Origin of the sequence: Brevibacillus sp. M2.1A, assembly GCF_013284355.2 — a bacterium.
GTDB lineage: Bacteria > Bacillota > Bacilli > Brevibacillales > Brevibacillaceae > Brevibacillus.
Genome location: NZ_JABSUY020000001.1, coordinates 4,312,534 through 4,332,596, shown reverse-complemented (window position 1 = coordinate 4,332,596; position 20,063 = coordinate 4,312,534). Strand labels below are relative to the sequence as shown.

General features: G+C 48.8%; 22 protein-coding genes. All 22 read left to right on the top strand.

Features of this window, described 5'->3' with window-relative positions; all coding sequences use genetic code 11:
* The first annotated feature begins 15 nt into the window (after positions 1–15).
* The 22 genes from rpmF to trmD all read left to right on the top strand — a co-directional run bounded on the left by rpmF (position 16) and on the right by trmD (position 19,938).
* Complete coding sequence (gene rpmF / locus HP567_RS20755; protein WP_005834357.1) at positions 16–186, top strand: 50S ribosomal protein L32; 171 nt, start codon at positions 16–18, stop codon at positions 184–186.
* Between the two features lie 151 nt (positions 187–337).
* Positions 338–1,099 carry a DeoR/GlpR family DNA-binding transcription regulator gene (locus tag HP567_RS20750; RefSeq protein ID WP_173608060.1) on the top strand — a complete coding sequence of 254 codons (762 nt, stop codon included), beginning with the start codon at positions 338–340 and terminating at the stop codon, positions 1,097–1,099.
* Positions 1,100–1,283: 184 nt separating this feature from the next.
* Positions 1,284–2,063: an ABC transporter permease gene (locus HP567_RS20745; RefSeq protein ID WP_173608059.1), complete on the top strand. Its 780-nt coding sequence runs from the start codon at positions 1,284–1,286 to the stop codon at positions 2,061–2,063.
* A 4-nt stretch (positions 2,064–2,067) separates the two neighbouring features.
* The gene (locus tag HP567_RS20740; RefSeq protein WP_173608058.1) at positions 2,068–2,856 is read left to right on the top strand and encodes an ABC transporter permease; all 789 of its coding nucleotides are present in this window, start codon (positions 2,068–2,070) and stop codon (positions 2,854–2,856) included.
* A gap of 11 nt (positions 2,857–2,867) precedes the next feature.
* Positions 2,868–3,836: an ABC transporter ATP-binding protein gene (locus HP567_RS20735; protein ID WP_173608057.1), complete on the top strand. Its 969-nt coding sequence runs from the start codon at positions 2,868–2,870 to the stop codon at positions 3,834–3,836.
* A 127-nt stretch (positions 3,837–3,963) separates the two neighbouring features.
* Entirely contained in the window at positions 3,964–4,554 is a 591-nt protein-coding gene (gene fapR, locus HP567_RS20730) for a transcription factor FapR (RefSeq protein WP_088908224.1), read from the top strand.
* A gap of 13 nt (positions 4,555–4,567) precedes the next feature.
* Complete coding sequence (gene plsX / locus HP567_RS20725) at positions 4,568–5,575, top strand: phosphate acyltransferase PlsX (protein ID WP_173608056.1); 1,008 nt, start codon at positions 4,568–4,570, stop codon at positions 5,573–5,575.
* 5 nt (positions 5,576–5,580) lie between these two features.
* A complete protein-coding gene (locus HP567_RS20720; RefSeq protein WP_173608378.1) occupies positions 5,581–6,597 on the top strand; it encodes a beta-ketoacyl-ACP synthase III in 1,017 nt (338 codons plus the stop codon).
* Between the two features lie 2 nt (positions 6,598–6,599).
* On the top strand, positions 6,600–7,550 hold the full coding sequence (fabD, locus tag HP567_RS20715; protein ID WP_173608055.1) for an ACP S-malonyltransferase: 951 nt from the start codon (positions 6,600–6,602) through the stop codon (positions 7,548–7,550).
* Positions 7,544–8,284, top strand: a complete 741-nt coding sequence (gene fabG, locus HP567_RS20710) for a 3-oxoacyl-[acyl-carrier-protein] reductase (RefSeq protein ID WP_173608054.1) — start codon at positions 7,544–7,546, stop codon at positions 8,282–8,284. The genes fabD and fabG overlap by 7 nt, the downstream gene beginning before the upstream one ends.
* Before the next feature lie 81 nt (positions 8,285–8,365).
* A complete protein-coding gene (gene acpP, locus HP567_RS20705; protein ID WP_005834336.1) occupies positions 8,366–8,599 on the top strand; it encodes an acyl carrier protein in 234 nt (77 codons plus the stop codon).
* 136 nt (positions 8,600–8,735) lie between these two features.
* Positions 8,736–9,977 (top strand): beta-ketoacyl-ACP synthase II, encoded by a 1,242-nt coding sequence (gene fabF, locus HP567_RS20700; protein WP_173608053.1) that lies wholly within the window; start codon positions 8,736–8,738, stop codon positions 9,975–9,977.
* 54 nt (positions 9,978–10,031) lie between these two features.
* The gene (rnc, locus tag HP567_RS20695) at positions 10,032–10,718 is read left to right on the top strand and encodes a ribonuclease III (protein ID WP_026043146.1); all 687 of its coding nucleotides are present in this window, start codon (positions 10,032–10,034) and stop codon (positions 10,716–10,718) included.
* A 260-nt stretch (positions 10,719–10,978) separates the two neighbouring features.
* A complete protein-coding gene (smc, locus tag HP567_RS20690) occupies positions 10,979–14,551 on the top strand; it encodes a chromosome segregation protein SMC (protein WP_173608051.1) in 3,573 nt (1,190 codons plus the stop codon).
* A gap of 45 nt (positions 14,552–14,596) precedes the next feature.
* The gene (gene ftsY, locus HP567_RS20685) at positions 14,597–15,604 is read left to right on the top strand and encodes a signal recognition particle-docking protein FtsY (RefSeq protein WP_144614433.1); all 1,008 of its coding nucleotides are present in this window, start codon (positions 14,597–14,599) and stop codon (positions 15,602–15,604) included.
* A gap of 143 nt (positions 15,605–15,747) precedes the next feature.
* Positions 15,748–16,086 carry a putative DNA-binding protein gene (locus HP567_RS20680; protein WP_016743283.1) on the top strand — a complete coding sequence of 113 codons (339 nt, stop codon included), beginning with the start codon at positions 15,748–15,750 and terminating at the stop codon, positions 16,084–16,086.
* 10 nt (positions 16,087–16,096) lie between these two features.
* On the top strand, positions 16,097–17,509 hold the full coding sequence (gene ffh / locus HP567_RS20675; RefSeq protein ID WP_047067995.1) for a signal recognition particle protein: 1,413 nt from the start codon (positions 16,097–16,099) through the stop codon (positions 17,507–17,509).
* Between the two features lie 113 nt (positions 17,510–17,622).
* Positions 17,623–17,895 carry a 30S ribosomal protein S16 gene (gene rpsP, locus HP567_RS20670; RefSeq protein WP_047067992.1) on the top strand — a complete coding sequence of 91 codons (273 nt, stop codon included), beginning with the start codon at positions 17,623–17,625 and terminating at the stop codon, positions 17,893–17,895.
* A 23-nt stretch (positions 17,896–17,918) separates the two neighbouring features.
* Positions 17,919–18,146: a KH domain-containing protein gene (locus HP567_RS20665; protein ID WP_007719711.1), complete on the top strand. Its 228-nt coding sequence runs from the start codon at positions 17,919–17,921 to the stop codon at positions 18,144–18,146.
* Positions 18,147–18,232: 86 nt separating this feature from the next.
* Positions 18,233–18,670, top strand: a complete 438-nt coding sequence (locus HP567_RS20660) for a YlqD family protein (RefSeq protein WP_173608050.1) — start codon at positions 18,233–18,235, stop codon at positions 18,668–18,670.
* Positions 18,667–19,194: a ribosome maturation factor RimM gene (gene rimM / locus HP567_RS20655; protein ID WP_173608049.1), complete on the top strand. Its 528-nt coding sequence runs from the start codon at positions 18,667–18,669 to the stop codon at positions 19,192–19,194. Before HP567_RS20660 ends, rimM begins: the two co-directional genes overlap by 4 nt.
* Before the next feature lie 12 nt (positions 19,195–19,206).
* Positions 19,207–19,938 (top strand): tRNA (guanosine(37)-N1)-methyltransferase TrmD, encoded by a 732-nt coding sequence (gene trmD / locus HP567_RS20650; RefSeq protein ID WP_056486459.1) that lies wholly within the window; start codon positions 19,207–19,209, stop codon positions 19,936–19,938.
* Positions 19,939–20,063 lie beyond the last annotated feature (125 nt).

The following is a 20,063-nucleotide window of genomic DNA, read 5'->3' as shown; positions in this document are numbered from 1 at the left end:
GGAGGTGTAAGGAAGATGGCAGTACCTCAACGGAGAACTTCCAAAACCCGTAAAAGAATGCGTCGTACGCACTTCAAATTAGAGATTCCAGGCATGATCAAATGCGATAATTGCAGCGAATACAAGCTTGCGCATCGTGTTTGCCCAAGCTGCGGTCACTACAAAGGCGTGAAAGTAGCGAAGTAATATTCGCTGCTAAGAAAGCAAGGTGAGAAATCGCCTTGCTTTTTTTGTTCCTTCCTATTGCTTATCATTACTTGCAAATGCTTATTATCACTTGTGTAAATAACTTAAATGACTTATAATGTAGTCAAGATAAGGATGGGGTTGAGGCTTCGTGTTTCAAGAGGAGAGGTTGGATGCAATTCTTGCGTATCTGCAGGAGCACCAGCGAATCAGTGTGCAAGAAGTAGTTGAGCAGTTTGGGGTTTCCCGTGACACAGCGAGGCGTGATATCGTCAAGCTGGAGGAGCAGGGACAAATCCTGCGGACCAGGGGAGGAGCAGTACTGCCCAGCCTCAACAAAAAGAACTACTCCCATCAGGAACGAATGCAGCTTGATTTGACAGGAAAGCGCAGTATTGCGACAGCGGCGGCCCGTCTGATCAAAGATGGCGATTATTTGCTGCTCGATGCGTCCACAACTGTTCAGCTTACGGTGGAATCGTTGCAGACCCGCGATCATGTCATCATCACGAATTCATTAGCGACTGCCGCCAGTATGTCCCGAAAAGATGGCGTTCTTGTCAAGCTTTTGGGCGGAGACGTACATGCAGAGGATCAATGTGTGCTCGGTACACGCGTGATTCAAAACCTCGCTGATTTTCATGTTGATAAAGTGCTGGTTGGTGCATGCGGTCTTACAAAGGAAGGGCTCATGTCCACGCAGGAGGATCACGGCTTTCTGATCAAAGAAATGATCAAGCGGGCCGATCAAGCCATCATCCTCACTGACCATACCAAGTTTGGAAAAAGTATGTTGTATCGCGTTGCAGGTTTTGACCAGATCGATATTATCGTGACTGATAAGCTGCCTGAAAAGGAAATAGCTGAGGCTTTGCACGCTAACGATGTAGAGGTGATTGTAGCTTCCACATGAAGCTATTGATCCATAAAAAAGAGGATAAGTTCCATTTGGCTGGCGTGAATGGGTGACCAGCGTGACAGCAAATGGATTTATCAGAAAGAGTCCTTCAAATGGGAAGGACTCTTTCTTTTTTTCTTGCATTTGTGTACCGCCCCTGCTATTCTGGTAATCCTGACTTTTCCAAGAGGAGGGTTCTATGGTCTATTGGCGGATTATTCGCAAGAGCTATCGTCGAAATCTTCAGTATCGTTTATCGCATGTCGTCAACAATGTCGCAAGCTCGATTTTTGGGCTTGTTTTTATTGCCATTTGGACGGGTGTCCTTTCTGGAAAACAAGTATATGGCCCGTATGATGTCAAAACGATGGGGTATTACATCGCGATTTGCCAAAGCGTTCTCTGGATGACAACTTTTCTGTCCCCAGGTCTGAATGTGCAAATAGCGGTAAGGAGCGGGGCTGTCAGTCTGGATATGATCAAGCCTGTTCATTATCTCTGGTACATGCTCAGTCAGGAGTTTGGACGACTTTTGTACAATGCTTGTTACCGAAGTGTTCCGATTGGCTTGCTGCTAGGATTAGCGGTAGGCTTCTTTTTTCCCTCCCATCTGTTCACTTACTTCTGGTTTATCCTCTCGCTTCTGCTAGGAACGTACGTAGGCATGTTACTCTTTTATCTCGCGGGCATTTCTTCCTTCTGGACCACAGAAATCCGCTGGGTACATCTCATTCTTTTGTCGTTGATCTTTGGGTTAGGTGGACAAATGATTCCGATCGACTTGATGCCCGGGATGATTGGAAAGGTAGCGCCTTATTTGCCCTTTTCCGCGATGATTTATTATCCAGTCATGACCTTGCTAGAGCTTGCTCCTCCTTATGGCATGCTAGTCCAAGCTGGATGGGCGCTCGCTTTAACGGTAGTTGCTTTATTGGTGACGAACATGGCAAGAAGAAAGCTAGAAATTCAAGGAGGATAACCATATGTTTGCCCTCTATCGCAAACTGATTGCGGCCAGCATTCGCTCGCAAATGCAATACAAGATAAATTTTGTCACGAGCGCTGCCACGACCGGAATGATTATGGTGCTTGATTTTATTATTCTCTCTGCGATTTTGTACCGATTTCACGATGTGGTCGGGTGGAATATTTACGAGGTTGGGATGCTTTACGGGATTTCCTCGGCATCTGTCTCCTTGTATCGACTGTTTGCTCCGGAAATTAACGACTTTGAGAAGTACATCGTACAAGGGGAGCTCGATCAATTGCTCATCCGGCCTGTTTCACCTTTGCTTCTGCTATTGACACGTAATCTTGATTTATCGAGAGTGGGAGGGTTGGTGCAAGGGGTGTCTGTTTTGGTCATCTCCTTGTCGGGTCTTGCGGCGGAAGGGCAATCGATCATGGGGTTGGTGCTATTCTCACCGGTTGCCATTTTGTCTGGCGGAGTGATCTATTTCTCCATTGGTCTTGCTACGGCAGGGGTCGCCTTTTGGACGCATCAGATAAAAGACATGCTGACCTTTACCATTTATGCACCAGCCAATGCTTCCAATTATCCGATCGGGCTATATCCAAACTGGCTCAAATGGCTCTTTTTCTCAGCGATTCCGATTGCTTATATGAATTATTTGCCAATGTTGACGCTGTTGGGCAAAGGGGGCGAATGGTTTTATCCGATACTCACCCCAGTAGCTGCAGCGAGTGCTTTTTATTTCGCTCGTATGCTGTGGAATGTCGGGATTCGACACTACCATAGTACAGGGAGCTAAGGAGGGGTAACATGATTGAAGCAGAGCACATCGAAAAATCATTTTTCCTGAATCAAGCGAAGGAGGGGCGCTTTGCTTCTCTACGAACACTCTTTTCTCGTGAACGAAGGGAAGTCAAAGCCGTCCACGATATCTCCTTTTCCATTGACAGAGGCGAGTTCGTGGGATATATCGGGCCGAATGGCGCTGGAAAATCGACGACAATCAAAATGCTGGCGGGAATTCTTCATCCCAGTCAGGGGGAAATACGAATAGGTGGATATAGTCCGCAGCGGGAAAGAATTCAAGTAGCCTCGCAGATCGGAGTAGTATTCGGGCAGCGAACACAGCTTTGGTGGGATTTGCCAGTCAGAGATTCCTTCGAAATTTTGCAAGCGATGTACAAAATTGACGACAGCGCGTATCGGCGATCGATGGAGGTGTATCAGGAACTGCTGGACCTCCATGAATTCCTTGATACGCCAGTGCGTAAATTGTCGTTAGGACAGCGGATGAGAGCTGATTTGGCGGCGGCGCTGCTGCATGATCCGCCTGTCCTGTTTTTGGACGAGCCTACGATTGGGTTGGATGTGGTCGCGAAGACTCGCATCAGAGCTTTTTTGAAAGAAGTGAATCAGACCCAGAAGAAGACGATTCTTTTGACGACTCATGATATGGATGATATTGAACAACTCTGCAACCGGATTATCGTGATCAATCATGGCAAAAAGATGATGGATACGAGCTTGGCTGATTTGCGACACCAGATAGGGCTGCCAAGCCTCATACGAATCGAATTTCGACAACCGCCTGAAAAGCTTTACGAGCTAGAGGGAATTGAGCGGATGGAGCTATCTGAGAATGTGCTTTCGATTTACTTCGACAAAGGAAAAATTTCTTCGCCGCGAATCCTTGCCGAGGTGGCGAGTTGGGGTGAGCCTTTGGACATCCAGATGAAAGAACCGGGGATTGAGGAGATCATTCGTCTCATTTACCGTTAGGGATGGCTACCTAATTTCGTGATCGATACTTGTAATTCCACATCTTCTCCCGTATACTGTGTTTTGGTACCAGGTATTAAAAACAGATCGCAATCATACATAGTACAACTGAATCCTGCTTAAGGGGGTGTTCAGCATCGCCCGCTTGCCAAAAAAAGATCGCCAGTCCCGCTTAGTGCAGTATCTGGCGGATAACCCATTTGCGACGGACGAAGATCTGGCTGAGTTATTTCGTGTCAGTATTCAAACCATACGCTTAGACAGACTGGAATTAGGCATACCGGAGCTGCGTGAACGAATCAAGACAGTCGCAGAGAAAAGTCTTGATCCTGTAAAATCATTGGGCATCGATGAAATCATCGGTGAGATTATTGATCTACAGCTCGATTCACAGGCCATTTCCGTATTGGAAATTAAAGAAGAGCATGTTTTTTCGAAAACACAAATTGCCCGAGGGCATTATATATTTGCTCAGGCCAACTCATTGGCAGTTGCCGTAATCAACGCAGAGGTAGCGTTGACAGCTACAGCGAGAATCCGCTTTGTCCGTCCTGTACGAGCAGGGGAAAAGCTGGTTGCAAAAGCAGTGGTGAGGAGCCGTAACGGCGACGAATGCAAGGTGCGTGTAGAGACGAAGGTTCAGGGTGAATTGGTCTTTACGGCAACCTTCCGTGTAGTAGAAATGTCGAGCTACCATAACAGCATGGATGAGGAGTAAGGAGGAGTCACGGTTGCGAATTGCAGTGGATGCGATGGGCGGCGATCACGCACCGAAGAGTACAGTATTAGGGGCGCTTGCTGCCATCAAGGAAAACCCGGCCATTACAGTTGTATTGGTGGGAGATGAACAGGCTATTCGGAACCACTTGCCGCAGGATATTCCGGCAAATATTGAAATTGTTCCTGCAGCGGAAGTGATTTTGCCAGATGATGAACCGGTTCGAGCAGTTCGGCGTAAGAAAAATTCTTCGCTGGTTGTAGCTGTTGAGATGGCGCGCGAGAAAAAAGTCGACGCGATGATCTCGGCTGGGAATACGGGTGCTTTAATGACAGCGGGCTTGCTGTACGCAGGTCGCATGGATGGAATCGAGCGCCCGGCGCTTTGTGCCTATATCCCGAATACAAAAGGCCGTGTAACACTGACGCTGGACGTCGGAGCCAATATGGATGCCAAGCCGCATCAGCTTGTCCAGTACGCGCTGATGGGGAGCTTGTACGCTGAAAAAGTGTTGGGCTTCAAGCAGCCGACAGTAGGCTTGCTGAATGTCGGAACGGAAGAAGGAAAAGGGAATGAATTGACGAAAGCCGTTTTTCCTCTCCTTCAAGAAGCTGACTTGAACTTTGTAGGAAATGTGGAAGCACGCGATGTTATGCAAGGAGCCTGTGATGTGCTCGTATGCGACGGCTTTGTAGGAAATGTTTTGTTAAAGGCCGTAGAGGGTGCTGCCTCCACAATCTTTTCGCAGTTAAAGCAGGAGTTTACTTCCAGCCTGATTAATAAGCTAGGAGCTGCCATTCTGAAACCAGGATTGGTACGCTTTAAAAAGAAAATGGATTATGCGGAATACGGTGGTGCTCCCTTGCTGGGACTGAAATCCCCTGTGATCAAGGCCCACGGTTCCTCAAATGAGCGTGCGATGAAAAACGCGATTGTCAGTGCAACGCGGTTTATTCAGCAGGACGTGAACGAGATTATCCAGCAATCATTACAGAAAAATACTTTGGGAGAAAGCGAGTGAAGCAGATGAGTACAAAGCGTTCAGTAGGAATTTTGTCTACAGGCTCTTATACCCCGGAGCGGGTGTTGACGAACTTTGATCTGGAGAAAATGGTGGAAACCTCTGATGAGTGGATTGTTTCCCGTACCGGAATCAGAGAACGCCGCATTAGCTCACCGGAGCAAGCTTCCTCCGACTTGGCTTACGAGGCTGCCAAAGAAGCGCTCGAGAAAGCAAACATCAGCGCGGAACAGCTGGATATGATCATTGTCGCAACTGTAACGCCTGACATGTCGTTCCCGTCTACTGCTTGCTTGCTGCAAGAAAAGCTGGGTGCTACACGTGCGGCTGCCATGGATCTTTCCGCGGCTTGCACAGGCTTTTTGTACGGAATTACAACAGCGACTCAGTTCATCCAAAACGGTTTGTATAAAAAAGTATTGGTCGTAGGCGTTGAGACCTTGTCCAAAATTACGAATTACAAAGATCGAAATACATGCGTCTTGTTCGGAGACGGTGCAGGTGCGGCTGTTATCGGTGAAGTTACTGAGGGATACGGCTTCCAGTCCTTTGAGCTCGGTGCAGATGGATCAGGCGGGTCCCTCTTGTGCTTGCCAGCAGGTGGTTCCAGAACGCCTGCATCTGCTGAGTCTGTCGAACAAGGCCTGCATTATCTCTACATGGCAGGCGGAGAAGTTTTCAAATTCGCCGTTCGCGTCATGAATTCTGCAACAGAGGCTGTCTTGTCCAAAGCGGGCGTATCGAAGGATGAGATCGACCTGTTGGTACCGCATCAGGCAAACAAACGAATCATCGACTCTGCCGTACAGCGCTTTGGTTTGTCTGAGGATAAAGTAGCGATCAACCTGGATCGTTATGGAAACATGTCCTCTGCGTCTATTCCTGTAGCGTTGGATGAAGCAGTAAAGGCTGGTCGTGTAAAAGAAGGCGATAACCTGATCCTGGTTGGGTTTGGTGGCGGCTTGACTTGGGGAGCGACGCTCTTGAAGTGGTGCACGACTCCGGCAGAAGGGAGCAAGTAGGAATGGGAAAAGTAGCCTTTGTTTTTCCGGGGCAAGGTTCACAATTTGTAGGAATGGTGCAAGCTCTCTCCGAACAATCGGAAGCGGCCCGTCATATATTTGAGCAGGCTGATGAAGCACTCGGCTTTTCCTTGTCGGGACTGTGTTTTGCAGGACCAGAAGAGGAATTGAAGCTGACAGCAAACACACAGCCAGCTATTTTGACAGCAAGCATCGCTGTTTTCGCAGCATTGAAAGAAAAGTTGCCTGACTATAAGCCTGCGTTCGTAGCAGGTCATAGCTTGGGTGAGTATTCTGCTTTGGTCGCGGCAGGGGCTTTGTCCTTTGCAGATGCAGTCAAAACTGTGCGAGCTCGTGGTCAGTTCATGGAAGAAGCGGTGCCAGCGGGACAAGGTGCTATGGCTGCTGTCTTGAACATGGATCGCGCGGCACTGCATGCGGTTTGCGAAGAGGTAACAGCAGCTGGACATCCTGTTCAATTAGCGAACATGAACTGCCCAGGGCAAATTGTCATCTCTGGTTCTGCTGAAGGAGTGAAGTTGGCCGGTGAAAAAGCGAAGGAAGCGGGCGCAAAGCGTGTCCTTCCATTGAATGTAAGCGGTCCGTTCCACTCGAGCTTGATGCAGCCGGCAGCAGAGAAGCTGCAAGCTGTCTTGGCTGGCGTTACGGTACAAGAAGCGACCGTGCCTGTTGTGGCAAACGTAACGGCTAGACCAGTATCTGAGGCTACAATCATTGTAGATCAATTGGTTCAACAAGTTTCCGCTCCAGTTTTGTGGGAGGATTCTGTACAATGGATGGTCGAAGCAGGGGTGACAACCTTTGTGGAAATCGGTCCAGGAAAAGTTTTGGCCGGTTTAATCAAGAAAATCGCACCAGCGGATACGACGATTATCTCTGTGCAGGACATGGATTCGCTTACTGAGCTTTTGAACGGAGGGGTACTATGTTAACAGGAAAAACAGCACTGGTCACAGGGGCTTCCCGTGGTATTGGGCGTGCAATTGCATTGAAGCTGGCAGAAGCTGGCGCGAATGTAGTTGTCAATTACGCAGGTAGTGAAGCGGCAGCGAGTGAGACTGTTTCCCTTATTAAAGAAATGGGCCGCGATGCCATCATGATTCGTGCGAACGTTTCTTCTACAGAAGATGTCAACGACATGTTCAAAGCTGCTTTGGATCATTTTGGTGCAATTGATATTCTCGTGAACAATGCGGGAATCACTCGCGACAACTTGATTATGCGCATGAAAGAAGACGAGTGGGATGATGTCATTGCGACGAATCTGAAGGGTGTATTCAACTGCGTAAAGGCAGCGACCCGCCCAATGATGAAGCAGCGTTCAGGCAAAATCATCAACATCACTTCTGTGGTAGGTGTTTTGGGGAACGCTGGACAAGCTAACTACGTAGCTGCAAAAGCTGGGGTTATTGGCTTGACGAAGACAGCTGCTCGTGAGCTCGCAAGTCGCAATATCACGGTGAATGCTGTTGCCCCAGGATTTATTGATACAGAAATGACTGCTGTATTGCCGGAGGATGTCAAAGCAGGACTCACAAGCCAAATTCCGCTTGCCCGCTTGGGACAAACAGATGATATCGCATCTGTCGTGTTGTTCCTGGCATCCGACGCAGCCAACTACATGACAGGGCAGACCCTGCACGTAGACGGCGGAATGTACATGTAGGAAGAAAACCATCGCGCGTTTTCTGAAAACTGGTTTTTTGAAAGCTCATCCACTATAATACGGGAGAGGGGGTGAAGCAAGATGGCAGATACTTTGGAGCGTGTGAAGAAAATCATCGTCGATCGTCTGGGTGTAGATGAGTCCAAAATTACTTTGGAAGCTTCTTTCAAAGAAGACCTGGGCGCTGACTCCCTGGATGTGGTTGAACTCGTAATGGAACTCGAAGATGAGTTTGATTTAGAGATTTCCGACGAAGATGCTGAAAAGATCACTTCTGTTGGTGAGGTTGTTAAATACATAGAATCTCACAAGTAGGTTGATCTGTTGGAAGTCCCGTACCATACGGGACTTCTCCTTCAATAGCCACCTGTACATAATTCAAATAAATACACGTTTTGCATGCAGTGAATGTAAGAAGCTGACTGCTGACTTTCATATAGAGGTGATTGTAATGAAACGCAGAGTGGTGATTACTGGCGTTGGTGTCGTTTCTCCAGTAGGGAATGACGCGCAGACTTTCTGGAACAGCTTGCTGGAAGGAAAATCAGGCATTGACCGTGTGGCTGCCTTTGACGCTTCTGATTATCCAACACAAATTGCAGGCGAAGTGAAAAACTTCGATCCTGAGCAGTATATGGACAAGAAAGATATCCGACGTACAGACCGATTCGTTCAGTTTGGATTAGCTGCTGCCAAAATGGCTGTAGAAGATGCAAAACTGGAGATCACGCCAGAAAATGCGGAACGAGTGGGTGTATACATCGGGTCCGGAATCGGTGGTCTGACTACATGGGAAGAACAGCATTCCGTCTTGTTGGAAAAAGGACCGCGTCGTGTGAGTCCATTCTTCATACCGATGCTGATTGCGAACATGGCGTCTGGTGCAGTATCTATTCAATACGGTGCAAAAGGACCAACATCCAGTGCGATTACCGCTTGTGCGACAGGTACAAATGCGATCGGTGATGCACTGCGTCTGATCCAGTTCGATCACGCAGATGTCATGATCGCAGGTGGAGCAGAAGCAACGGTGCGTCCAATGGCATTTGCAGGCTTTTGCTCGGCAAAAGCGATGTCCACCAGAAACGATGAGCCGCAAAAAGCGAGCCGTCCGTTTGACCAAGATCGCGATGGCTTCGTAATGGGCGAAGGTGCTGGTGTTCTGATTCTGGAAGAGCTTGAGCATGCGAAAAAACGTGGAGCAACGATCATCGCGGAAGTCATTGGCTACGGGATGAGTGCAGATGCTCACCATATTACTTCTCCATCTCCTGGTGGCGAAGGGGCAGCGCGTTGCATGGCGAGCGCACTGAAAGACGCTGGCGTTGATCCAACAGAAGTCCAATATATTAATGCACATGGTACTTCTACTGACCAAGGAGATATCGCAGAAACACAAGCGATCAAGCGTGTGTTTGGCGAGCACGCATACAAATTGGCTGTCAGCTCGACCAAATCGATGACAGGCCATTTGCTGGGTGCTACTGGTGGAGTCGAGGCAATCGCGACGGCATATGCGCTGCGTGATCAAGTACTGCCTCCAACAATCAACTTGGAAAACCCGGATCCAGAATGTGATCTGGATTATGTTCCGAACCATGCGCGCAAGGCGACCGTCCATGTGGCTGTTTCCAATACATTTGGATTCGGCGGTCACAACGCAACGATTGTCCTGAAGCGATACGAAGCATAAATGAGCCCTACTGATAGAAATAGTAGGCAGTCTCCTGGAATGGTGGTGAGGGTGATGAATTTTGCACAGCTGCAAGAAACGATAGGCTTTCGCTTTCGCGATGAAAGCGTTTTGCGGCAGGCATTCACCCATTCTTCCTACGTGAACGAGCAACGCGGCAAACGAATATCAGACAATGAGCGGCTAGAGTTTTTGGGGGATGCTGTGCTGGAGTTGACCGTCTCCCAGTTTTTGTATAAAACTTTTCCGAAGATGAGTGAAGGGGAAATGACGAAGCTGCGTGCAGCCATTGTCTGTGAACCTTCTCTCGTCAAGTTTGCTGAACTGTTGAATTTTGGCGATCTCGTATTGCTGGGAAAAGGGGAAGAGCTGACAGGTGGACGTCAGCGACCAGCCTTGCTAGCGGACGTTTTTGAGGCGTTTGTAGGTGCGCTTTACTTGGACCAGGGGTTGGACGCAGTCTTTTCCTTTATGGAAAAATACGTGTACCCGCGCATCGACAAGGGAGAGTTTGCCCAGGTAACCGACTTCAAGAGCCAGTTGCAGGAATTTGTTCAACAAGACAATCTGGGAGACATCCATTACCGAATTGTAGAAGAAAAAGGACCAGCTCATAATCGAGAATTCGTATCTGAGGTGCTTTTGAACAATCGTTCGCTTGGCATCGGCTCTGGCCGCTCCAAAAAAGAAGCGGAACAGCAAGCTGCTGCACGAGCGTTGGTCAAGCTGGGGGATAAATAATCACTCGTCAGCGAGAAGGGCTGCATCATCTGCTACAAGATGGTGCAGCTTTTTTCTTTCGGGTGGGAAACATAGGGAAAATACTGCGAGATGACCGCTATCTATGATACACTTACCTACAGATGACCATGTAGGCTCGTAGTAGGTAGCTCCTGTTCGATGCAGGGGCTTCTTTTCGGGTACCATCCGTTCCTTGCATGTTTGTAAGTCTGTCAATTTGACAGGCAGTCTTGGATGGTTTCTTAAGGAGGACCGTACGTATGTATTTGAAACGCCTGGAGCTGGCTGGATTCAAATCCTTTGCCGATCGCACGGAATTGGAATTTGTACCAGGGGTAACAGCCGTAGTGGGACCGAATGGAAGTGGGAAAAGTAACGTTTCTGATTCGATCCGCTGGGTGCTGGGGGAACAGAGCGCGAAGTCGTTGCGTGGAGCGAAAATGGAAGACATTATTTTTGCGGGCAGTGACAAGCGCAAGCCAGTGAATTTCGCAGAAGTGACACTCACCTTGGACAATACAGATCGTTCGCTCGATGTGGAATATTCGGAGGTATCCGTTACCCGCAGAGTGTATCGTTCTGGTGACAGTGAGTATTACATAAACAACAGATCCTGCCGTCTAAAAGACATTATGGAGCTGTTCATGGATACGGGGCTGGGTAAAGAAGCGTATTCCATTATCGGTCAAGGAAAAATTGAGGAAATTCTCAGTACCAAGTCCGAGGATCGCCGTGGAATATTTGAAGAAGCGGCCGGAATCGTCAAATACAAAACACGCAAGCGCGAGGCGGAGAAAAAGCTCGATGACACCGAGCAAAATCTGGTGCGTATTCACGATATCGTCAGTGAAATTACGGAGCAGATCGGGCCTTTGCAGGAGCAGGCAGAGACAGCCAAGACGTACAAGGAGCTTCATCGCCAGCTGGTTGAGCATGAAGTTGCTCTTTACGTGCAGCAAATTGAAGCAGCTCATACGAAGTGGGAAGCAGCCACCGGACGGGTAGAGGAACTCAAGCACCTGTTAATCGGACAAACGACCGAAGCATCCAAACAAGAAGCTGATCTGGAGCAAGCGCGTTTTCATGTCACCCAGATCGACCAATCTATCGAAGAACTGCAACAAGTACTTTTGACAGTCAGTGAAGAGACGGAAAAAGTCGAAGGACAACGTGAGGTATTGCGAGAGCGTATGCGCAATCTCAATGCCAATCGCCAGCAGACGATGGAGCAGATGCATCGGATTACCGAGAAGCAGCACGGGCTTGAGGCAGAATTGGCAGAAGAACAAGAGCGGGCCAAGGAAGCGGATCGCCGCATGACCGAAGCCCACGCTTCGCTGCAAGAAGCAGAAGGTCAATTTTTTTCCATGGTGCAATCACTGACAGATGACGTGGAGCGTTTGAAGAGTGATTACTTCGAAAAGCTCAACGAAATGGCGAATCTGCGCAACGAAAATCGTCATCAAGAGCAGCTACTCAAGACAAGCGAGGCCAGAGTCGAACGTCAATTGTCTGGAAAAAAACAGCTTGATGAAGAAGAAGAGCAGCGATTAGCTCAGTTGAGCCAACTCCAAGATCAGCTGGAGAACATCGTTTCTACCATTCAAGAAACTGGCGTCAGATACAAAGAGCTGGTCGAGGGTATGCGTGAAGGACAAGCCCGTCTTGAAACAGCCCGTCGGGAGCTGCGCAACTGGGAACAAAAGCGGGAAGCAGCGAAGTCTCGTTTTGACCTGTTAAAAGAAATGCAGTCGGAATTCGCAGGGTTTCAGCAAGGGGTAAAAGAAATTTTGAAAGCACGCGAGCGGGGCTTCAAAGGGATCCATGGAGCGGTCGCTGAGCTCGTTGTTGTGCCACAGCAATATGAGACAGCGATGGAGGTCGCATTGGGTGGCGCACTGCAAAACGTCGTCGTGGACAACGAAGCATCTGGTCGTGCAGCCATTGCTCACTTGAAGCAACACAATGCAGGTAGGGCAACATTTCTACCGCTCGATGTCATCCGTCCTCGTACCTTGCAGGCAAGCGATAAGCGCCAGCTTGAGGAGGAGAGTGGAGTCGTCGGAATCGCGAGTGAGCTCGTGACTTTTGAAGAAGCGTACCGACCCATCCTCGAAAGTCTTTTGGGGAATGTCATTATTACGGAAAAGCTGGAGCAGGCAAACCGTGTAGCCCGTACGCTTGGCTACCGCTATCGCGTCGTGACGCTGGAAGGTGATATCGTAAATGCTGGCGGTTCCATGACAGGGGGGGCATTGAAAAAGAACAGCACGAACCTGCTTGGGCGCAACCGTCAATCAGAAGAGCTGGAAGCGCAGCTGGTAGAAATCGACCAGGCAATTTCTGGGCATACTACCCTTATGGAGCAGCTGACGAAGGAACTGGCGCAAATGCAGCAGGAGCAAGAAGCTCTGCGGACAGAGGGCGAAAGTCTGCGACTGAAAGAACAGGAAGTAAAAGGACTCTTGCAGCAAAAGGAATCGGAAGGCAGATCCTTAGGCGAGCGAGCAAAGCTTGTTGAACAAGATATTGAGAGCTATCGCCGCGAGATGGAAGAAGCCAAACGCAAGCAAGAGCAGCTGCAAGCCTCTTTGACTGCCATGGAGCAAGAGGAAAAAGAGCTCAGTGCACAGATCGCAGAAGCAGAGGCGAAACGTCAAGAGCAGCTCGAATCCAAAGAAGAAATGAATCAAAAAATAACAAGTCTCAAAGTATTGAATGCGCAGGTCAAGCAAGAGTATCAATCACGCTTGGAGCAAACAGAACGATTGCTGGAGCAAAAAAGCCAATTGCAGCGAGAATGGGAAGAACAAAACGCGAATTTGGCATCTCTTGATGAGCTGGAGCGTACGAACGAATCGTCCGGGCTAGAGCTGGATCAGCGCATTAGCGAATTGCGCCAGGATAAAGACCGTGTAGCTGGTTTGATTCAAGAGCGGAGAAGTGAGCGGGCGACTCTCTTTTACAAACAGGAGCAAGTAGAACAGCAGGTGAAAGAAATCCGCCGCGAGGTTAAATCGCTCGAGGAAAAGCTTCATCAGGAAGAAGTAAAAGTCAACCGCAACGAGGTAGAGCTCGACCATCTGTTGAATAAACTCTCCGAAGAATACGAAATGAGCTACGACCTTGCGAAGCAAAAATATCCGGCACGTGGCGAGATTCAGGAAGAGACACAAGTGGTCAATCGTCTCAAAAAGCAAATTGGGGCACTTGGCACTGTGAACCTTGGTGCGATTGAGGAATATGAGCGCTTGGCCGAGCGTCAGCAGTTCTTAAGCTCGCAGGAAGCTGATTTGAATGAAGCAAAAGATATGCTCTATCAAGTGATCCAAGAAATGGACGCAGAGATGTCGCGCCGTTTCAAAGAAACATTTGATGCGATCTCGGAGCAGTTCCGCGACGTGTTTGTCCAACTGTTTGGAGGAGGACGCGCAGATCTTGTACTCTCCAACCCAGATAACCTGCTTGAGACGGGCATCGATATCGTGGCGCAGCCACCTGGCAAGAAGCTGCAAAATCTTGCGCTCTTGTCCGGGGGCGAACGTGCTTTGACTGCGATGGCCTTGCTATTTGCCATCCTGCGTGTGAAGCCAGTGCCATTCTGTGTATTGGATGAGGTAGAAGCCGCTTTGGATGAGGCGAACGTTAACCGTTTCGCCGAGTACATGCACCATTTCAGCAACCAGACGCAGTTTATTTGCGTCACACACAGAAAAGGCACCATGGAGAGCGCAGACGTGCTATACGGTATCACGATGCAGGAGGGCGGCGTGTCCAAACTCGTCTCCGTCAAGCTAGAGGACAGTGACAAGTTTGTTGAATCTGCCTCTTAAAGGGATCTGCTATTCAATCGATATTACCCGCAAAGGAAGATGAACATGAGTTTTTTCAAGCGCCTTCGTGATGCTATTGTCCAAAAGTCCGAAGAGGTCACCCAGAAGTTTACGGATGGTTTGGCTAAGACGAGAGACCTGCTAGTAGAAAAAGTCGAGGATCTGGTACGTCGCTACAAAAAGATCGACGATGACTTTTTCGATGAATTAGAAGAAATTTTGATTACGTCCGATGTGGGCGTCAATACCGTCATGGAGCTCATTGACGACCTGCGGACAGAAGTGCGCAAGCAAAAAATCGAGAATGCGATCGACCTGCAGCCCATTCTCTCAGAAAAACTGGTTGCCCTTTTGAAAAATGATGATGCGGCGGATACGTCTCTGAATGTAGAGGACGGTCGTCTGAACGTCATTTTGTTCGTAGGGGTAAATGGAGTAGGGAAAACGACTACGATCGGTAAAATGGCGCATATGTTCAAGCAGCAAAACAAAAAAGTGCTGCTGGCAGCAGGTGACACGTTCCGCGCAGCAGCGATTGAACAGCTGGAGGTTTGGGGAGAGCGTGTAGGAGTTGATGTAATCAAGCAGCAACAAGGCTCTGATCCGGCTGCAGTGATTTACGATGCGATTCAGGCAGCGAAATCCCGACAGGTTGATGTGCTGTTGTGCGATACCGCAGGCCGCTTGCAAAACAAAGTCAATCTGATGGAAGAGCTGGCGAAGGTACACCGCGTATTGCAGCGCGAATTGCCAGGAGCTCCGCACGAGGTTTTGCTTGTTTTGGACGCTACGACTGGGCAAAATGCGCTTTCACAGGCGAAAACGTTTGGACAGTCTGCTGGAGTAACAGGTTTAGTCCTGACCAAGCTGGATGGTACAGCAAAGGGTGGTATCGTCATTGCGATTCGCAACGAGCTGAACATTCCGGTGAAATACGTCGGGTTGGGTGAAAGAATGGATGACTTGCAGCAGTTTGATCCTGAGCAATTTGTTCATGCCCTATTTGCTGGATTGATCCAAAAAGATGAAACAGAAGAGCAGGAAAATGCGTAAAAACATAGTGTTTCAAAGATAAAAAAATGATGTCAATAAAAAACCTTGACACTAGGTGTGGAATTAGGTACTATAATCTACGTGCTGTAAAGAAAAAGTCTTTACAGTTTGAAACGAGTACCTCATAGCAAAGGATTGGTTTCATGTTAGAAAAGACCAATCAAGTCAATCTCTTGTTTGACTTTTACGCGCCGCTACTCAAGGGCAAGCAGCGAGAATATCTTGAGCTGTATTATCTGGACGATTTATCGCTCGGAGAAATTGCCGAGATGCATGAGGTCAGCCGCCAAGCTGTTTATGATCATATCAAGCGAGCAGAGAAGCAACTGTTTGAATACGATCAGAAGCTTCGCCTCGCTGAGCGTCATGAAAAACGCATGGACGTGTTGAATCGCATGAATGAACTTGTAAATGAGCTTTCGGAGAGCGAGACAAGAGACGAGCTGAACACTTTGCTCCACCAACTGTCAGAGATGGATTAGGAGGGCTCGCATGGCGTTTGAGAGCTTAGCCAATCGGCTGCAAAACGCGTTTGACAAACTGCGCGGCAGAGGGAAAATAGACGAGACCATCGTGAATGAAGCGATGCGTGAAGTTCGTCTGGCCTTGCTGGAAGCAGACGTTAACTTTAAAGTAGTAAAAGACTTCGTTGCTCGTGTCAAGGAGCGCGCAGTCGGTCAGGAAGTCATGAAAAGCTTGACGCCTGGTCAAATGGTGATAAAGATCGTGAATGAAGAACTGGTCGCTCTGATGGGTGGCAACGTCGCTCAGCTCACGATGGCTCACCGCCCGCCGACCGTCATTATGATGGCAGGTCTGCAAGGGGCAGGTAAAACAACCACAACCGGTAAGCTGGCCAAGTATTTGCAAAAGCAAAACCGCAAGCCGCTTCTGGTAGCGGGCGACATTTACCGTCCTGCTGCGATCAAGCAGCTTCAGGTTTTAGGGGACCAACTCAATGTTCCCGTCTTCACTCTCGGTGATCAAGTCAGTCCTGTCGATATCGCTCGCCAAGCGATTGAACACGCGAAGACGAATCATCTCGACGTAGTCCTCATCGATACTGCAGGTCGCCTGCATATTGACGAAGCGCTGATGGACGAGTTGAAGCAGATTCGCGAGGTAACCAAGCCCGATGAGATTTTACTCGTCGTGGACGCGATGACAGGTCAAGATGCCGTCAATGTAGCAGAGAGCTTCAATAGCCAGCTCGAACTGACTGGTGTGGTTCTCACGAAGCTCGATGGTGATACTCGAGGCGGTGCGGCACTGTCCGTCAAGGCTGTCACTGGCAAGCCGATCAAATTCGCGGCGATGGGTGAAAAGCTAGATGCGCTCGAACCGTTCCATCCGGATCGTATGGCTTCTCGTATTTTGGGTATGGGGGACGTACTCAGCCTGATTGAAAAAGCACAGGCATCCGTGGATGAAGACAAAGCACGCGATATGGAACGCCAAATGCGCCAAGGTGAGTTTACCTTCGACATGTTCCTGGATTCCATGCAGCAGCTTCGCAACCTGGGTCCTTTTGAAGACATTCTCGGCATGCTGCCAGGAATGAACAAGATGAAGGGCAAGATGAACGTGGATGAAAAGCAGATTGCCCGCGTTGAAGCGATCGCCAAATCCATGACCAAACAAGAGCGCGCGAATCCTGATTTATTGAATGCCAGCCGTCGCAAGCGCATCGCAAGCGGAAGCGGAACGAGTATTCAAGAAGTCAATCGTTTCCTCAAGCAGTTCGAGGAAATGAAAAAGATGATGAAGCAATTCTCAGGCGCTGCTGACAAAATGGTCAAGAAGTCGAAGAAAAAAGGCTTCGGATTACCTTTCATGGGAAAAGGCGGAGGCAACAACCAGGGCGGGATGAACTTCCCCTTTAACTTCAAGCCGCCGTTCAAGTAAGTAGGCATGATCTCTTCGCGACACTGACTTGTCAGCTGGCCGCGATGGTTCAGATATAGTAGCACCAACGCAGATGCTCTTCTAGCGTTGATTAATACAGGAGGTGACACAACATGGCAGTAAAAATCCGTCTGAAGCGTATGGGTTCCAAGAAAGCTCCTTTCTACCGTGTAGTAGTAGCTGACTCCCGTTCCCCACGCGATGGCCGTTTCATTGAAGAAATCGGTTACTACAATCCGGTTGCACAACCGGCAGTGGTGAAAATTGATACCGACAAAGCGGTACAATGGATCCTGAATGGTGCAGCTCCAACTGACACCGTTCGTAACCTTCTCTCCAAAGAAGGCGTACTCGCAAAAGTACACGAAACCAAATACGGCAAATAAGTCGGTCTTCTGGAGGTTTGATGATGAAAGCGCTGGTCGAAACGATCGCTAAAGCTCTCGTCGATCATCCGAATGAGGTTCGTGTTAACGCAGTGGACAAAGAGCGAACTCTCGTCTTTGAATTGTCGGTACACCCTGATGATATGGGGAAGATTATTGGCAAGCAAGGTCGAATCGCGAAAGCCCTGCGCACGGTCGTGATCGCCGCATCCGTGGAAACGGACAAGCGTGTCACGGTTGAAATTGTATGAAAAAAGACTGGGAGCTTTCCCAGTCTTTTTTCTAGTATCCAAGATGCTCATAGACCATGATGATTTTTCCGAAAGGAGTGGCGAAGGTGCTTACTATATTTCGGACGGTACAGGTTAAACTGATCATTACGGAAGCATCACGGGCTGCTCTCATTGATCAGTATAGCCAGCGACTTCGTTTGCAGCGTAAAGAATGGGAGCAGTGGCAGTTTCAATCCAAAAAGTTATTAACCGAGGCGAAGAAAAAGTCTGCGGATACATATGCGTTGGCCCAAGAAAAAATCGCGCAGGAAGAGCGTCGACGCAAGGAAAAGATAGATCACCTGACATATACCCTCCAGCAGGTAGAAAATCTTCCAGAGGGAAGCGAGGTCGATTACCAGACAGTTCAAAGCCCTGTCTCGATTCAAGAGGGCGATGTCTGGGATGAAATGATGTCCGGAACGGAAATCATGATAAAAGATGGCCTGGTACATGAGATTCGGCTACAAACAAAAAATGGGAACAAAGAAAAGGAGGAATGAACACGTTGAGCCAAAATAGTTTTTACGGAGTAGGCAAACTGGTTAATACGCATGGCCTGCGTGGTGAAGTGCGCGTAACACCAACGACTGACTTTCCAGATCAGCGTTTTCGCAAAGGAAATGAGCTGTACTTGTTCCACCCGACACTTAGTGAGCCGCTAAAATTGAAAATCGCTTCTCGTCGCCCGCATAAAAATTTTGAGATTGTGAGCTTTCAAGGCTATGAGCATATTAACGATATCGAAAAGTACAAGGGCGGAGAATTGAAAATTCCAGAGGAAGCCCTGATGGAATTAGAAGAGGACGAGTTCTACATTCATCAGCTCGTCGGCTGCGTTGTAGTAACCGACGAGGGCGAAGAACTGGGCAAAATCGTGGATGTTATGCAGCCAGGAGCAAACGATGTGTGGGTAGTGAAGGGAAAACGCGGAGAAATCCTGTTGCCGTATATCGACGAATGCATCAAGGAAGTGGATATCGCGAACAAACGTGTGGTCTGCCATCTAATGGAAGGCTTGCTGTAGGAGGAACTTCAGATGCGGATCGATATTTTTACGCTCTTTCCCGAAATGTTTACAGGTGTTTTATCCAGCAGCATTTTGGGCAAGGCAAGCGAAAAAGAACTGGTTGATTTTCACGTCACCAATTTTCGCGATTTCTCTGAGAGTAAGCACGGTACGGTAGATGACACCCCTTATGGCGGTGGCGGAGGAATGGTCCTGAAGCCCGAACCGTTGTTCCGGGCTGTAGAAGCCTTGACGGGAGAGAAAAAACCCCGAGTGATTCTGATGTGCCCACAGGGTGTGCCTTATCATCAGAAGCTGGCAGAAGAGCTAGCGCAAGAAGAGCATCTTGTCTTCATCTGCGGTCATTATGAAGGGTACGACGAGCGAATTCGGGAGCATCTCGTCACGGATGAAATCTCGATTGGCGATTACGTTCTGACCGGGGGAGAGCTTGCGGCGATGGTGGTCATTGACAGTGTCGTTCGTCTGCAACCAGGAGCGTTGGGAAACCAAACGTCAGCCGTTGAGGACTCCTTTTCAACGGGACTGCTCGAATACCCACATTACACACGACCAGCTGAGTTTCGCGGCTGGAAAGTGCCAGACGTACTGTTGTCAGGCCATCACGCCAATATTGAAAGCTGGCGGTTAAAAGAGTCGCTGCGTCGAACAAAAGCACGGCGCCCAGATTTGTTGGAGAAGCTCGCGCTGACAGATGAAATGAAAAAGCTATTGGCTGAATTAGAGCAGGAAAAAAAGTAGGGAACAAATAGGGGAAGAGTCTTGTAGTTTTGTGCCCGCTATGTTAATATACTTCTTGTGGCAATTTTGCCCGCTGACTAAGGCGGTCCGCTACTCGTAACGCAGCCCAAGCGGCTGGACCTATG

Bases quoted from the DNA above. Each gene is read 5' to 3' on its own strand.
- rpsP (WP_047067992.1), top strand. From the start codon at position 17,623: ATGGCAGTAAAAATCCGTCTGAAGCGTATGGGTTCCAAGAAAGCTCCT.
- HP567_RS20740 (WP_173608058.1), top strand. From the start codon at position 2,068: ATGTTTGCCCTCTATCGCAAACTGATTGCGGCCAGCATTCGCTCGCAA.
- smc (WP_173608051.1), top strand. From the start codon at position 10,979: ATGTATTTGAAACGCCTGGAGCTGGCTGGATTCAAATCCTTTGCCGAT.
- ffh (WP_047067995.1), top strand. From the start codon at position 16,097: ATGGCGTTTGAGAGCTTAGCCAATCGGCTGCAAAACGCGTTTGACAAA.
- fabG (WP_173608054.1), top strand. From the start codon at position 7,544: ATGTTAACAGGAAAAACAGCACTGGTCACAGGGGCTTCCCGTGGTATT.
- fabD (WP_173608055.1), top strand. From the start codon at position 6,600: ATGGGAAAAGTAGCCTTTGTTTTTCCGGGGCAAGGTTCACAATTTGTA.
- HP567_RS20745 (WP_173608059.1), top strand. From the start codon at position 1,284: ATGGTCTATTGGCGGATTATTCGCAAGAGCTATCGTCGAAATCTTCAG.
- HP567_RS20680 (WP_016743283.1), top strand. From the start codon at position 15,748: ATGTTAGAAAAGACCAATCAAGTCAATCTCTTGTTTGACTTTTACGCG.
- rnc (WP_026043146.1), top strand. From the start codon at position 10,032: ATGAATTTTGCACAGCTGCAAGAAACGATAGGCTTTCGCTTTCGCGAT.
- fabF (WP_173608053.1), top strand. From the start codon at position 8,736: ATGAAACGCAGAGTGGTGATTACTGGCGTTGGTGTCGTTTCTCCAGTA.
- rimM (WP_173608049.1), top strand. From the start codon at position 18,667: ATGAACACGTTGAGCCAAAATAGTTTTTACGGAGTAGGCAAACTGGTT.
- acpP (WP_005834336.1), top strand. From the start codon at position 8,366: ATGGCAGATACTTTGGAGCGTGTGAAGAAAATCATCGTCGATCGTCTG.
- ftsY (WP_144614433.1), top strand. From the start codon at position 14,597: ATGAGTTTTTTCAAGCGCCTTCGTGATGCTATTGTCCAAAAGTCCGAA.
- HP567_RS20735 (WP_173608057.1), top strand. From the start codon at position 2,868: ATGATTGAAGCAGAGCACATCGAAAAATCATTTTTCCTGAATCAAGCG.
- rpmF (WP_005834357.1), top strand. From the start codon at position 16: ATGGCAGTACCTCAACGGAGAACTTCCAAAACCCGTAAAAGAATGCGT.
- HP567_RS20720 (WP_173608378.1), top strand. From the start codon at position 5,581: ATGAGTACAAAGCGTTCAGTAGGAATTTTGTCTACAGGCTCTTATACC.
- HP567_RS20665 (WP_007719711.1), top strand. From the start codon at position 17,919: ATGAAAGCGCTGGTCGAAACGATCGCTAAAGCTCTCGTCGATCATCCG.
- trmD (WP_056486459.1), top strand. From the start codon at position 19,207: ATGCGGATCGATATTTTTACGCTCTTTCCCGAAATGTTTACAGGTGTT.